The organism is Roseobacter sp. (assembly GCF_045106495.1).
Classification (GTDB): Bacteria; Pseudomonadota; Alphaproteobacteria; order Rhodobacterales; family Rhodobacteraceae; genus Roseobacter.
Genome location: NZ_JBGCEQ010000003.1, coordinates 295,884 through 309,871 on the forward strand (window position 1 = coordinate 295,884; position 13,988 = coordinate 309,871).

Sequence of the window (13,988 nt, forward strand, 5' to 3'; positions counted from 1 at the left end):
CATGGCTGTTCACAAAGGGCGCGGTTTTGCCTGCATCAACTATCCCATCGGCATGAACTTGGGTGGCGATCCCTCGCAAGCCTTAGTTCACTCGACGCCGGACGGCAAATTCATGGTCGCACTGTCGGCGATTGATCTGGGACAGGGCATGAAATCCGTGACCCGTCAGATCGCCTCGGAAACCATTGGCGTGCCAGTTGAAGATGTCTATGTGGACACAGCCGACAGCGATACTGGCCCGCATGATATGGGCTCTTTCGCCTCGCGCGGGACACATCGCGTTGGCAATGCCGTAATCCGCGCGGCGACTGAAGCGCGGCAGCAGATGCTGGAAGCCGCTGCCGAAGAACTGGAGGTCAATGCCTCCGATCTGGATACGGATGGTCTCGGGAATATCCATGTCAAAGGCGCGCCAAGCCGGTCGATCTCTGTCGCGGATACGGCGATTGCTGCGCAATTCAAACAGGGGCGCACCTTGTCGGGACGCGGCATCTTTTTGATCCCGCCGTCTGAAGCGGACCCGGAAACCGGGGAAATGACCCCTGTGAGCTGTTTTGCCCACGCCGCGCTGGTGATCGACCTCACGGTAGACGATGAAACCGGCGAAGTCGTGGTCACACAAATCAATTCGGCCTATGAGGTGGGGCGCGCTTTGAACCCAAAACTGGTCGAACAACAGCTCATCGGCGGTGCGTGGATGGGTGTGTCACACGCGCTCTATGAAACAACCGAGCCCTATTACCCGGCCCGTGACCATGGGCCAGAAGACTTCAACACCTATCTGATGCCCGGCCCCGGTGAGGTTGTGCCGCATAACATCGCCGTTTTGGAACGCCCTGCTGAGGACGCGCCGTTTGGGGGCAAAGGTCCTGGTGAGATGTGCGCCAATCCAGTTTTGCCCGCGATCGCAAATGCGGTTTATAACGCTGTTGGTGTGCGTGTAGATGCCTTGCCGATCACACCTGAAAAAGTGTTGCGCGGTATTCAGGCGCGCGGCGGCGCACAACCGCAGTCGGTTCTCTAGATGGCCGTTCAGTCAAATGTCGCGGGCATTACGTCACCTCAAGAGCTCAGGCAGGCGCTGGTTGCAGCGCAATACCTAGCTGATGACGCGCTGGCGACAACGGCATACCTGTCGTTGGCGCTAGGCAAACCGATGCTGCTTGAGGGGGCACCGGGGGTTGGAAAAACCGAAGCTGCCAAGGCTTTGGGGGGGGTGTTGGGGCGCAATGTGATCCGCTTGCAATGCTATGAAGGGATTGATGCCGCCGCTGCCCTTTACGAATGGAACTACCCGCGACAATTGCTGGCCATCCGGCAAGCGGAGCAAAATACCATCGACCTATATGCCGAGGACTACCTGCTACAACGCCCCTTGCTGGAAACCTTGAAAAATCCCGGTAACACCCTCTTGCTGATCGATGAGATCGACCGGTCCGATCACGAGTTTGAAGCCTTCTTGCTGGAATTCCTCTCGGATTTCACCATTTCCATTCCCGAAACGGGCACCGTGCGCGCGACGCAGCCCCCTGTTGTGGTTCTGACCTCCAACCGCACACGAGATTTGCACGAAGCGCTGCGGCGCCGCTGCGTCTATCACTGGATCGACTATCCCGACCCTGCACTGGAGGCCGAGATCGTGATGGCGCGGGCCTCTTCCGTGGCACAGGCGACGGCCGTCGCCGTGGTGGCCTCTGTAAACCGGTTGCGTACCGAACCTTTGGCAAAACCGCCCGGTGTGGCCGAAACCATCGAATGGGCGGAAGCAGCAACATTGCTTAATGCACAGGGTGCGCGCTGGCCCGAAGCTTTTGGTCGGGCCATTGGGGTCGCGCTGAAGGACCACGATGACCTGGCCTATGTGGCCCCACGCCTTGAAGGCATTTTGCCGGGAGAAGCCGCATGACACTGCCCCGCGCGCTACATCCCTTTGTGACTTTTGCGCAATCCTTGCGGCGCGCCGGTTTCGCCGTGTCGCCAGACCAGACGGAGAGCTTTATTGCGGCGGTGGGCATTTTGGGTCCGCGTGAGTTAAACGATATCTACCTCAGCGGCTTGGCAGTGTTTTCGGTACAGCCTGAGCAAAGGACGCAATACGACGCCCTTTTTAGGGCGGTGTTTTTAGGTCAAACCGTGGCCGCCCCGGTTGAAGACGACGACAGCAATGCGGTCGACGCCCATGAGCCAACAGGCGACGGCCGCGACATCGAGGTGCCGGATGAAGACGCCGAGGTCGGCGCCGAAGCGACGGTTACCGAGCGTTTGGGCCAACGGGACCTGTCCAATCTAGGCGAAGACGAGACGTTGCGCCGGTTCGTGCGGCTTGCGCCCAACGCACTGCCGCGACGCTTGTCCTATCGCAATCAACCCGCCAAAAACGGCACGGCCCTCGACATGCGCCGGGTGCTGAAAGAGGCTGCAAAGCGTGATGGAGAAGTGATCCATCTATTTGAGACCAGACGGAAAACCCGACAGCGACGTGTGCTTTTGTTGGTGGACGTATCTGGCTCGATGAAAGACCGATCCGACGCCTCCATGCGCCTGGCCCATGCCGTTACTCAGGCCGCGGACAGCGCCGAGGTTTTCACACTTGGCACACGGTTGACCCGAATTACCTCCGCTTTGAAACCTGCCGATCAAACACTGGCACTGACGCGCGTGTCGCAATCGGTGGCAGATTTTGACGGGGGCACGCGGATCGGTGATGCGCTTTTGGCCTATCTGGCCGTCCCACGATACGCCGGGTTTGCCCGTGGCGCCGCGGTTGTTGTGCTATCGGACGGGTTAGAGCGCGGCACGCCCGACGCAATGATCGAGGCCGTGCGCCGCCTGTCGCGCCTGGCATGGCGCGTGGATTGGTTGACGCCGCTTGCCGAAGACGAATTCACACCGGAAACTCAGGCGCTCAAGGCGATCCTGCCACATATCCATAAGCTCGGCGACGGTTCAGATACCCAAGCCATCACCGCCCATATCCTCAATTTAGCGAGAGCCGCATGATCGACGCCCATCACCACATCTGGTTGCAAAAGGACCTGCCATGGTTGCTTGGTCCCGAACAGCCACGCATTTTTGGCAGCTACCGCTCGATCGTGCGGGATTATGAGATCGACGAGTTTCTGGCAGACATCCAGGGTACCGGCATCACCAAATCCGTTTATGTACAGGCCAATTGGAGCCCCAATTGGTTTGTCGACGAGGCCGCCTGGGTGCAATCAGTGGCCGACACACATGGGTGGCCACATGGGATCATTGGCTACGCGAATTTCATGGTCGATGATGTCCGGCCACAGCTGGACAAGCTGGAGGGCTTTGCCCTCATGCGCGGCATTCGACAGCAATTGCACTGGCACGAAAAGCCCATGTACCGGTTTGCCCCCCATGGCGATGTCGCCCGCGACCCTCGGGTGCAAAAGAACATCGCGTTTTTGGCCCAATATGGCTGGAGCTTTGATCTCCAGGTCTTTCCCGACCAGATGGATGGCGCGATCGAGCTGGCGAACGCCTGCCCCGATGTGACGTTCATCCTGCAACACGCAGGCATGCTGACCGATTTAAGTGCTGCTGGTTGGGACCATTGGCGCGGGCAAATGACCAAGCTGGCAAAATGCTCCAATGTCGTGACTAAGCTGTCGGCTTTTGGCACATTCGTGCACCGCAACGACCCGGCGCTGATTGCCGACATGATCCGCGAAACCGTTGCTATCTTTGGTGCAAAACGCTGCATGTTCGGATCAAATTTTCCGATTGAGAAAATTTGGACCAGCTACGCGGAGCTTTTCGCGGCTTTTCAGAAAGGCGCATCAACTCTGACGAAACCGCAACAAAAACTCATCTTCAATGACACCGCAATGCGGGTCTATCGGCTCTAAGGGAGGAACCTAAATGGCCTTGCAAATTCACATTCTCGACTATGGTGACATCGAATTGGAAACCAGCTTTCTGGTTCTGGGCCACGAATGCGGGCGAATCCGTAGGGTCCCGGTTTACGGCTTCCTGATCACGGGCGGCGAGTATCCCGTGCTGGTGGATACCGGCTACCGCGACAATGCGATCATGGAAAGTCTGGGCATGCGCGGACTGCAGTTTCACGAGAACATGATTGAGCAACAGCTCGCAAAGCATGGCCTGAAACTGGGCGACATCCGCTACATTTTGCACACGCATCTGCACATCGATCATGCAGGCAAAGATGATCTGTTTCCGATGAACACAACCGTGGTGCTGAACCGGCGCGAAATGGAATTCTCTGTCTCGGGTATCATGTTCCCCCAGTACCCCAAGCCCGATATCAAACATCTTGTCGACCGCATCTACGAGCCGGAGGCGATCCGGTTTCTGGACCTCGACATTACCACCGCCGAAGAGATCATTCCCGGTGTCTGGTGTGAACACGCAGGTGCGCACACCGAGGGATCAATGAATGTGGTGGTGGAAACGGCCGAAGGTCTGGCCTGCATCTGCGGCGATGTGATTTATGACTTCAATGACCAGATCGTGAACCACGTGCATACCAACAACTGGATGGAACCGCGCGTGACCGGCAATCACTCGCAATCCAAGCGCGAAGAGAAGGGGGCGATCAAAAAGCTGTTGAACAACTCCACCTTCCTGCTGCCGATCCACGACAAACCTGCCAAAATCGAGCGCCAAAAAGTAGTTGGGCGTTTGGGCATGACCGTTCCGGGACCGATGACCGAGACGCTGCCTGACCGTGCCTGGTTCCCGGTCTGAGATTGCATGATGGCTCATACAGCGTTGCATGATCGCTTCCAGCAGATCCTTGATCTAGACACACCGGTGCGTCGTTTAGGGTCCGGGTTTACCTTTACCGAGGGCCCTCTCTGGCATCCGGTCAATGGCGATCTGGTCTTTTCCGACATGCCGGGGGATGTACGACGTCGATTTGACCCCGCAAGCGGTCAGATCACTGAGATTGCCCGCCCTTCCAACAAGGGCAATGGGATGACGTATGATGCCCAGCTAAATTTGCTGGTCTGCGAACATGCCACCAGTTCAGTCGTCAAAATCGCACCGGATGGGACACGCACTGTCTTGTGTTCGCACTTCGAAGGCAAAGAGCTCAATTCCCCAAATGACATCGTGGTGGGCAATGACGGGTCGATCTACTTCACCGATCCCACCTATGGGCGCATGGAACATTTTGGCGTACCGCGGCCTTTGCAACAGGGGTTTCAGGGTGTCTACCGCCTGCCGCCGGATCACACCCCGGGGGATGAACCGCAATTGGTCACCGACCGCTATATGTTCAACCAACCCAACGGACTCACCTTCAGTCCCTGTCAGCGGTGGATGTGGGTCAACGACACCGATCAAGCCAACATCCGCATGTTCGATGTGGCTGGGGATGGGGATGGGCGCTTGACCAATGCTCGCTTGTTTGCCAGCGGCATCAAAGACAGCCAGCTTGAAGGTTTACCCGACGGGATGAAGTCCGATGACAAGGGAAACGTCTTTGTGACAGCCCCGGGCGGCATCTGGGTTTATGATTTCCACGGCGCACTGATTGGTAAAATTGCTGTGCCAGAAAAGACGGCCAACATGCATTGGGGCGGGTCGAGTTGGAGCACACTCTATATTTGCGCCAGCACCGGTCTCTATTCGCTGGACACCAAAACGACCGGCAGGTCAGAGCCCTTCATGACCCCGCATGCAGTTTCGCCGCAGGACACGTCAGCGAACCAATCGCAAGTACCGAGCCCGGTTGTGCAAACTGCCATAGATCCGATCAATGGCAAACGGGCGGCAATGATCATTCAGGACTTGCAAAACGATGTCATGATCGACGGGGGTGCTTTTGCATTCACCGGTTCACCCGAGCACGCACGCCAACAGGATGTGGTGGCCAATGTCGCGAAGCTGGCAGAGGCCGCGCGCGCAAAGGGTGTGATGATCGTTCATGTCTGGATGGTTCTGGAACCGGGTGCGCCCTATTTGTGCCAACACGCGCCGCTGCAGCAGGGCCTGAAAGAACACAAAGCACTGGTGCGCGGTACTTGGGGCGTGGCGCCGGTTCCGGGATTGGAACCCAAACCGGGGGATCTGGTCGTTGAGAAGATGAGCATGTCCGCCTGGGAAACCTCGCGTCTGGAAGCCTACCTTCATGGCGGCGGCAGAGATACGATCCTCAACACCGGCAGTTGGACAAACATGAGTGTTGAGCACACAGCGCGCACGGGTGCAGACAAGGGCTTTCGGATGATCGTACCCGAAGATGCCTGTTCGACAATGAACGCCGATTGGCATCGCGCCTCGATTGAATACGGCATGCAGAATGTGGCGACCGTCACGACAGTTGCGGCAGCGATTGCCGCGCTCCGCTGAGGTCCTGTGGCCCCCGACCCCCTGCTATGCACCGGCTATTTTTCGTTTCAGGACGCATGTTTTGCGTGCAGTGGACTCAAAGATTCTATTGTGCGTAGTACTTGAAACCTGTTGAACCGCGCCAAACTGTACTAGGTCTCGCCTTTAAACAGCCGTTTTTTTCACGGGGTTCTACATGCCAAACGTTCAATTGGTGCCTGTTTTCTGGCTGCGCCATCTGGTCGCGGAGTTGTGCGAGCACGCGACGCTCGTGACTTCGGTCTTGCAGAAGATCGGGGTGAATGAGACCAATCTTAAGGATCCAGGTTTCAAAGTACGCCAGGATCAAGAGGCTGCGTTTTTGCACATCATGTCGCAAGCTGTAGAACAGCCCAGTTTTGGTGCGAATGTTGGGCTACGTCTGGACATCCGCCAGACAACGCTTTTGTCCTATTTGCTCTTCAACTCGCAAACCGTGGATCATGCCCTGCAAAACCTTGTGCGTTTCCTGCCGTTGATGCGACCGGCGTCGAAAGTGAACATCGAACATGTCGCTAACGGCAAGATGATCCGTTTTGATAATCAAAATCGGGAGGTCACGACGCAAGCGCAATACATCGAATTTTGCGTGGCTATGCTGATCAATACGCTCCGGCGCGCCTCTGAACTGCCGATTTCTCCAACAGCCGTCGCCTTGGTCCACGACCGACCCGGAGGCGCGAATGAGCTGAGCGCGCTATTTGGTTGCCCAGTCAAGTTCAACGCCAGCATTACCACAATCACGTTAAACGCTGCGGACCTGCGACGACCGGTGATTCACAGGGACCCGAACCTCTACCGCGAAATGCTCAGCTACGGACGCCTACTTTTGCAAAATACGCCGCGTCGACCCGCGTCATTGCAAGAGCAGGTTGGGGATTTTGTTGTGCAGCATCTGACCCGAACTCCGCCTGGCATAGAAGAAACGGCAGACGCGCTGGGGCTGTCGGCGCGGACTCTGGCGCGACGCCTGTCACGTCAAGGCACCAGCTACAGAGCCCTGCGGGACAGCTTGCGTATTTCAGCGGCCAAGGAAATGCTGAGCGATACCGACAAACCATTGGCGGAGATCACCTATTTGTTGGGGTATGCCGACCAAAGCGCATTTGGCGCGGCCTTTAAACGTGCTGTCGGGCAGACGCCCAAGCAATACCGCGTGCTGCAAAAGCTCGCAGGCGTTGTGATCTAGCAAATATTCTACTTTGGCGTGCATTCAACAGAGATTGGCACGTTGAAACGATACAAGAGCCCCCTCCATCTCCATATCTGCCGTTCGCAAGCGCGGATGCGGTCACGTCGTTGACCGATCTCGCCATGGTTTTACATATAGGAGATTTTTGATGTCCAACGGTACTTTCGATGACTTTCTCGACGCGATGCGCGCCTTTGAATCAGGTTGGGACAGCGCACGCTATGCCACGGGAAACATAGTTGATGCACAACTGAACCAATGGGCCGGCGGGGTTGTTTCAGATTTCTACCCGGAGCTCAGCAGCTGGGGTGAAATGACTCAAGCTCAGTGGGACGAGATGTCCTACCGGTCGGAAAACTCGTTGGGTTTTGTTGGATATCAATTCGGCGAAGCGTTGATGATCGACTTGGGCTACTACGAGGCAGACACGTTTTACGGCAACGGCGCTGCGACCAACACCTGGCAGGGCACATGGACAGGTAAGAATGGCATAGAGTCTCTTGAAGAATTCAAAACCGAAGCCGCTCAGGAAATCGCGATCCGTGAGGCTTTCGGGTTCAACCTGCAGATCATCGAAAACGGCTTGGCCGACGCCGGCCGGTCACTAGATGAATTCATCGGCACAACAACCAGCTACATTGATCAAGGGGTCGAAGTACCTGTCACCATCACCATGACGGGCCTTTTGTCCGCCGCACATCTGCGCGGGGCCTACGGGACCTTGAACCTGTTGCTCAGCGATGCGGTTTCCTCCGACGAAAACGGAACTTCCATCCTGAGTTACATCAACAGGTTTGGCGGCTTTGATGCGCCCAGCGCTGAAGAGATTACCGAGTTTTACACAGATACCGCGCAAGGCAACGAAACAGGTAACGGATCCGCGAATGTGACTGCCGAAACCGCGGATGTGGTCATCACCTGGTCTTATGGCGCAGATATCACCATATCAGATTTTGACGCAGATACCGGTACGATCTTTGTGGGATGGGTTGGCGCGGGCGATCTGGAAGTCACAGAAGTTGACGGCAATACTGTATTTGAGATTCCGGCGAATCTGCAAAAACTCACGTTGGAAGGCGTGACACTTGACGCGCTGTCTGCGGCCAACTTCACGTTTCTGGATGCGACTGCAGCGGAAGAAGTGTTGTCACTCGTGGGTGCCGAGCCCGAAGACAATACAGGCGATGGGTCAGGAAATGGCGATAACTCCAACGGCGAAAACGGTGACGGGGGAAATGGCGACGGCGATGGAACGGGCGGCGAAACCGATGGGGAAACCGGGGATGGAGAAAACGGTGACGGTGAGGTCCCAGACAACGGAACCGCACAGGTCACAAAAGACACAGCCGACGTTGTCATAACCTGGGCTTACGGCACAAATACGACTGTTTCGGGTTTTGACACCACGAGTGGCACCATCTTTGTAGATTGGATCTCCGCCGATGAACTGGTGATCGAGGAAACCGGAGATGGGGTGGTGTTTTCTGTTCCGCAAAATGTTCAAACGACCACCCTCACCGGTGTTGCCTTGGCCGATTTATCTCCAGCAAATTTCACCATTCTGGATGCGACGGCCGCGACCGAGATCCTGTCGTTGATCAGTCAAGACGACCCCGATCCGGACGGCGGAACAGGCGATGGTGATGGCGAGGGCGAGGGTGGTCACGATGGCGGAATGGGCCACATGCACATGCATGTGACCGTCAACCTTGCGACGCCAGCACAGACGATTTCCGGCTTCATGCCTGACATGGGCGATGTGATCGAAGTGGAAAGTGACATTTACGCAGAGAACTTTGCGATTTTCGAAGAATCCGGTGAAGCGCTGGGACAAACTGTTCGTATCGAAATCACTGAAGGTGGATCGATCAAACAGATCATCCTGACCGGCTTTGGGTTGGACGACCTGGACATTGGCAACTTTTCCATCGCGAATGAAGGCGTCTTGAACGAGGTCGCCAACGCGCTTGGGTCGGTCATCGTGTCTCCGGGTGACGGCGATATTGCGTCCCCTGAATACGATGCCGATGGTTCCAACCCGGTCGAAAGCACAGGCACCACGACGCAGGGTGGCACCAAGTTCAAATCCGACAGCAATGCAGATGACATTGTCGGGTTCGATCCGGCCAAAGACGCTTTGGATTTTGGCGGCACCTCCGTGCACGGCATGATCGTCACGAAGTCCGCAACCGGTGAGATTGTCATCGACAGCCCATGGTCGGACGCCGCCCAGATCGTCCAAGGCATCACTTATCAGGACGTCACCTTGGACAATTTCGGTATCGTTGGAAATGAACACTTCCGTCAGGACATGGGTGGTGTGATCAGTTGGGAGCAAGGCGTTGGCCCGCGCGAAGACGACACCGTCTACGTCCGCAGCCACGAATACGGTGTGCATGAAACCGTTGATGGCTTTGATCCGGCAACCATGAAAATCAGTTTTCTATATTTTGGTACCCGAGAAAGATTGAATGTCGAGGACACGGACGCGGGGCTGGTGATCTCCAGCATGCCGACAGGACAGAGCATGACCCTCACCGGCGTCAAACTTGCCGACCTTGTACCCGGGCGGGTGGAATTCCATCACGATCAGGTCATGGAAGACAATCTCGAAGATCCCTTTGGCTTGGCTCAAGACGATGTCAGTCTGGTATCACGGGCGGAATTACTCACGCCAACTGCACCCGCTGGTGCGACCACGGATGGCGAACAAGTGCGCGAGGGGAAGATGACCTTGGATGAGGGAGCAGGTGATGCCGAACCCGATACCGATGACACACCAGATGTGTTGGAAGTCACATGGAACTGGGGCGTCCAGGACGTAATCGGGGACTTTGATATTGCGACCGACACATTTGACTTCGGCGCATTGACTGCAGCACAAGTCGAAATCGATGAGCAAGGCGAAAACCTGGTGATCGAAGTTCTCGAAAACGGCGGTCACACCTACACGGTTCTAGGGTTGCAAGCGGAAGATTTATCGTTGGCCAACTTCACTGCAGACGCGAATTCATCCTTACTGGAAGAAAATAGTGAGCTCATGAATTCTCTCAATGACCTGGGGTTCGATCTAGGGTAATTAAGTGCGCAAGTACCGTGGGCGGACAAACCGCCCATGGTGCAAACCGCCAATTGGTTTGCCCGTTTACTCTGCAGAACTCAAAGGCAAAGTGATGACCATGAATGCCCCGTTGGGATTCGGCTTTACCGTAAGTTGGCCGTTATGGTTCTCCATCACGCGCGCTGCAATCGGCAACCCCAAACCGCTGCCGGGACCTGAATTTGCCTGACTGAAACGCCCAATGGCCAGAATGTATTCTTCCGCACGAATACCGACGCCATCATCCACCACCAGAAGCTCCAACGATGCGGTACCGTACGTCAAGGTCAATACGATTTCGGATACATCAGGGCCTCCGTGCAAAACTGAATTTGTCAGCAGATTGAGCAACGCTTCTTGCAGCATGACTGCATCACCCCAAACAGGAGAAGGCTGACCCGAGCAGGTAAACTCGACTTTGGGCGATTTGTGACGCGGTTCTTTTTCAAAACGATCCACGACCGATCTGACAAGCGTCGCAAAATCCAACGCTGCACCGGTGCGCGCCAAATCTGCGCCCCCTGCCCGCTCAAATGATAAAAGCTGGTTCGTCAGATGGGTTGCTTCCCGCGCTGCAGCCACCAATTCCGAACTCCGTGATTTGGCCGCTTCTGGTGACGGGGCGTTTTCCACAGCTTCCGCCAGCGCCAGTACACCCGCAATTGGATTCCGAAGCTGGTGCGCCGCGTTTGAAATGAACTCGTCTTTGGAACTGATCCGGCGTGAAATTCTATCCAATAGTGCATTCAACGTTGAGACGATACCTTCGGCTTCTTCCGGCACATCACGGCGAATGGGTTCCAATTCCCGGGCGGTCCGCTTTGCGATCGCGTCTTGCAAGTCCAGCAAAGGTCTGAGGCCTAAACCGACGCCGAACCAGACAATCAACCCAACGGAAACGAACAGCAAGGCAATTACGGAAAACGCGCGTGTAGTCACATCGCGTATAAACGAAGTGCGAACCTGCATGTCCTGCCAGACCGTGATGGTGAAAAGCCCCGAAACACCATCGACGGATGTGGCATCCATAAATCTCGATACTCGAACGTCACGTCCTTGGTAGACAGCGTTGTAAAACAGGGGCTCAACCGGATCACGAATGTCCTTCGTAGGCGGTGTTGGAGGCGTCGAATATCCTGTCACAAAAACACCATCTGGTGCGAAAACATGATAGAACATCTCTCCGCCAGAGGTGTCACTGATGAGGCTGCGCGTTGCCGGGCTCAAAGCATCGCCGCCCGAAAGAGAAACATCCCGCGAAATTGCCAGAGCGGCCGAAAGCAAGCCGCGGTCGAATATCTCTTCGGCACGATGGGTGGCATTTCGGAATTGCCAAGCCGCAGCCAGTGCTGCGATGATCAGGAGTGGCGTCAGAATGATGACGATCAGCCGCGTGCGCAGCGATTTTGCTTTCACTCCGGAGCCTCTAGCAGCAATTGATACCCCAACCCGCGTTGAGATTTGATCGTCACACCGTAGGGTTTCAATCGTGACCGAATGCGCGAGACATAAACCTCCACGACTTTCTCTTCGACATCCGCGCCAACACCATAAACATAGTCCAAAAGCGCCGTCTTTGAGACAAGCCTGCCCTCTGCGGACAGGAGACACTCAAACATCGACAGTTCACGACGTGGCAATTCCAGCGGCAGTTCACCAGCAAACAATTGGCGCGCTCCAGCATCAAAGCGCAACGGCCCCAACGAGAGCAAAGCGCGCTGTGGCAGAGACCGACGTCGCGACAATGCGCGCACGCGCGCTTCAAGTTCGGCCATCTCGAAGGGTTTGATGAGGTAGTCGTCGGCCCCGGCATCCAACCCGATCACCCGATCTTCAGTTTCCGCACGGGCGGTCAAAAGGATCACCGGGCGGAAGTCTTCTCTTGTACGCAGAGCCCTCAACAAGCTTAACCCGTCTGTGCCCGGCAAGTTGATGTCCAAGATGATCAGATCGGACGAGTCATCGCGCAAAAAAGCATCTGCATCATGCCCATCGTGCAACACGTCGACGGCGTGACCTTCGTCTTCGAGTCGGTAAGCGATACCTTTGGCAAGGCCCACGTTGTCTTCTACAAGAGTGATCCGCATCTTTTTCCGCATTTGAAAGTTTCATGCAAGGTTCGCAGGTCACGTTCGCGAGATCAACCGGGCAAGGACAGCCCGACGAATGATGTAATAGTGCGCGCTGAACAGCGAGCATTGTAATTTAGGGAGGAAACAATGTCCTTATTCAAAACCACGCGTCGCGTGGCCTGCGGGCTTGTCGCTGCTGCAGCGGCAACATTTTCGTTTCAAGCACATGCGGATGGGCATGGCATCGATCTTGCGGGCAAGACAGTCGAATGGATCATCCCATTCTCCGAAACCGGCGGATCGGCCAAATGGGCCAACTTTTACGCCCCGCTCCTGTCAGAGGCCTTGCCGGGCGAACCCACGGTTGTGGTAAAATTCATGCCAGGTGCCGGGTCGACCAAAGGCGCCAACTTTTTTCAGGATCAGGAATATGAAGATGGTACGCTGATCTTCGGATCCTCCGGTTCGACGCAGTTTCCATTCCTGTTGGGTGATCCTCGTGTCAAATACAACTATGCGGACTGGAACGTGGTCCTTGCCTCCGGCACCGGCGGTGTTGCCTATTTGACGCCCGAGCTGGCCGCTAAAATGGACGGGCTAAACGCAGCACCGTTGCAGGGCGAAGATTTCATCTACGGCAACCAGGGAGCGACCCGGCTTGATCTTGTGCCGACGCTGGCGTGGGAAATGCTGGGCCTGAACGTAGAAAGCGTGATGGGCATCAAGGGTCGCGGCGATGGTCGTTTGATGTTTGAACGTGGTGAAGCGAACATCGACTACCAAACGTCGTCGTCCTTTCTGAGTGGTGTCGCGCCGCTCGTCGAGGCTGGCACAGCTGTTCCCATGATGACATGGGGCGCTTTGGATGACGCAGGGGGTATCGTACGCGACCCAACATTCCCGGACATCCCAACCTTCAAAGAAGTCTGCGAAGCCACAGATGGCTGTGAAACCTCAGGCGAAGCATGGGATGCCTGGAAGGCATTTTTCATTGCGGGATTTCCGGCACAAAAGATGGTGTTCCTGCCAAATGGTGCGTCTGATGATGCCATTGTGACCTACACGGCAGCTTTTGAAGCCGTTAAGGCACGTGCTGATTTCGCAGAAATCTCCAGTGGTCGGTTGGGCATTTATCCGCAAATGACCGGTGACGCGGCCAAAGTCGCGCTAGACAGCGGAACCAATGTGTCGCCTTCCGCCAAGGACTTTGTGGTGAACTGGCTACAAGAAAAGTACGGCGTATCGCTGAACTAAGCATTAC

General features: G+C 56.0%; 11 protein-coding genes. 9 read left to right on the forward strand and 2 right to left on the reverse strand.

The window, feature by feature from the left end; all coding sequences use genetic code 11:
- The first annotated feature begins 1 nt into the window (after position 1).
- The 8 genes from AB8B75_RS03350 to AB8B75_RS03385 all read left to right on the forward strand — a co-directional run bounded on the left by AB8B75_RS03350 (position 2) and on the right by AB8B75_RS03385 (position 10,634).
- Complete coding sequence (locus tag AB8B75_RS03350; protein ID WP_405359825.1) at positions 2-1,024, forward strand: xanthine dehydrogenase family protein molybdopterin-binding subunit; 1,023 nt, start codon at positions 2-4, stop codon at positions 1,022-1,024.
- Positions 1,025-1,906, forward strand: coding sequence for an AAA family ATPase (locus AB8B75_RS03355; RefSeq protein WP_405359826.1), 882 nt, complete (start codon positions 1,025-1,027; stop codon positions 1,904-1,906). It abuts the gene before it with no gap.
- Positions 1,903-3,000, forward strand: a complete 1,098-nt coding sequence (locus AB8B75_RS03360; protein ID WP_405359828.1) for a vWA domain-containing protein — start codon at positions 1,903-1,905, stop codon at positions 2,998-3,000. Before AB8B75_RS03355 ends, AB8B75_RS03360 begins: the two co-directional genes overlap by 4 nt.
- A complete protein-coding gene (locus tag AB8B75_RS03365) occupies positions 2,997-3,872 on the forward strand; it encodes an amidohydrolase family protein (protein WP_405359829.1) in 876 nt (291 codons plus the stop codon). Before AB8B75_RS03360 ends, AB8B75_RS03365 begins: the two co-directional genes overlap by 4 nt.
- 13 nt (positions 3,873-3,885) lie before the next feature.
- Positions 3,886-4,734, forward strand: a complete 849-nt coding sequence (locus tag AB8B75_RS03370) for an N-acyl homoserine lactonase family protein (protein ID WP_405359831.1) — start codon at positions 3,886-3,888, stop codon at positions 4,732-4,734.
- 6 nt (positions 4,735-4,740) lie between these two features.
- Positions 4,741-6,345: an isochorismatase family protein gene (locus AB8B75_RS03375; protein WP_405359832.1), complete on the forward strand. Its 1,605-nt coding sequence runs from the start codon at positions 4,741-4,743 to the stop codon at positions 6,343-6,345.
- 175 nt (positions 6,346-6,520) lie between these two features.
- Positions 6,521-7,552, forward strand: coding sequence for an AraC family transcriptional regulator ligand-binding domain-containing protein (locus tag AB8B75_RS03380; RefSeq protein ID WP_405359834.1), 1,032 nt, complete (start codon positions 6,521-6,523; stop codon positions 7,550-7,552).
- Positions 7,553-7,703: 151 nt separating this feature from the next.
- A complete protein-coding gene (locus AB8B75_RS03385; RefSeq protein ID WP_405359836.1) occupies positions 7,704-10,634 on the forward strand; it encodes a hypothetical protein in 2,931 nt (976 codons plus the stop codon).
- A 66-nt stretch (positions 10,635-10,700) separates the two neighbouring features.
- Here AB8B75_RS03385 and AB8B75_RS03390 read toward each other — a convergent pair whose 3' ends face one another.
- Positions 10,701-12,071 carry a sensor histidine kinase gene (locus AB8B75_RS03390; RefSeq protein WP_405359838.1) on the reverse strand — a complete coding sequence of 457 codons (1,371 nt, stop codon included), beginning with the start codon at positions 12,069-12,071 and terminating at the stop codon, positions 10,701-10,703.
- Positions 12,068-12,742: a response regulator gene (locus AB8B75_RS03395; protein ID WP_405360181.1), complete on the reverse strand. Its 675-nt coding sequence runs from the start codon at positions 12,740-12,742 to the stop codon at positions 12,068-12,070. Before AB8B75_RS03395 ends, AB8B75_RS03390 begins: the two co-directional genes overlap by 4 nt.
- A gap of 132 nt (positions 12,743-12,874) precedes the next feature.
- Here AB8B75_RS03395 and AB8B75_RS03400 point away from each other — a divergent pair, with 132 nt between their 5' ends.
- Positions 12,875-13,981 carry a tricarboxylate transporter gene (locus AB8B75_RS03400; RefSeq protein ID WP_405359839.1) on the forward strand — a complete coding sequence of 369 codons (1,107 nt, stop codon included), beginning with the start codon at positions 12,875-12,877 and terminating at the stop codon, positions 13,979-13,981.
- Positions 13,982-13,988: the final 7 nt, after the last annotated feature.

Bases quoted from the DNA above. Each gene is read 5' to 3' on its own strand.
- AB8B75_RS03350 (WP_405359825.1), top strand. From the start codon at position 2: ATGGCTGTTCACAAAGGGCGCGGTTTTGCCTGCATCAACTATCCCATC.
- AB8B75_RS03355 (WP_405359826.1), top strand. From the start codon at position 1,025: ATGGCCGTTCAGTCAAATGTCGCGGGCATTACGTCACCTCAAGAGCTC.
- AB8B75_RS03360 (WP_405359828.1), top strand. From the start codon at position 1,903: ATGACACTGCCCCGCGCGCTACATCCCTTTGTGACTTTTGCGCAATCC.
- AB8B75_RS03365 (WP_405359829.1), top strand. From the start codon at position 2,997: ATGATCGACGCCCATCACCACATCTGGTTGCAAAAGGACCTGCCATGG.
- AB8B75_RS03370 (WP_405359831.1), top strand. From the start codon at position 3,886: ATGGCCTTGCAAATTCACATTCTCGACTATGGTGACATCGAATTGGAA.
- AB8B75_RS03375 (WP_405359832.1), top strand. From the start codon at position 4,741: ATGATGGCTCATACAGCGTTGCATGATCGCTTCCAGCAGATCCTTGAT.
- AB8B75_RS03380 (WP_405359834.1), top strand. From the start codon at position 6,521: ATGCCAAACGTTCAATTGGTGCCTGTTTTCTGGCTGCGCCATCTGGTC.
- AB8B75_RS03385 (WP_405359836.1), top strand. From the start codon at position 7,704: ATGTCCAACGGTACTTTCGATGACTTTCTCGACGCGATGCGCGCCTTT.
- AB8B75_RS03395 (WP_405360181.1), bottom strand. From the start codon at position 12,742: ATGCGGATCACTCTTGTAGAAGACAACGTGGGCCTTGCCAAAGGTATC.
- AB8B75_RS03400 (WP_405359839.1), top strand. From the start codon at position 12,875: ATGTCCTTATTCAAAACCACGCGTCGCGTGGCCTGCGGGCTTGTCGCT.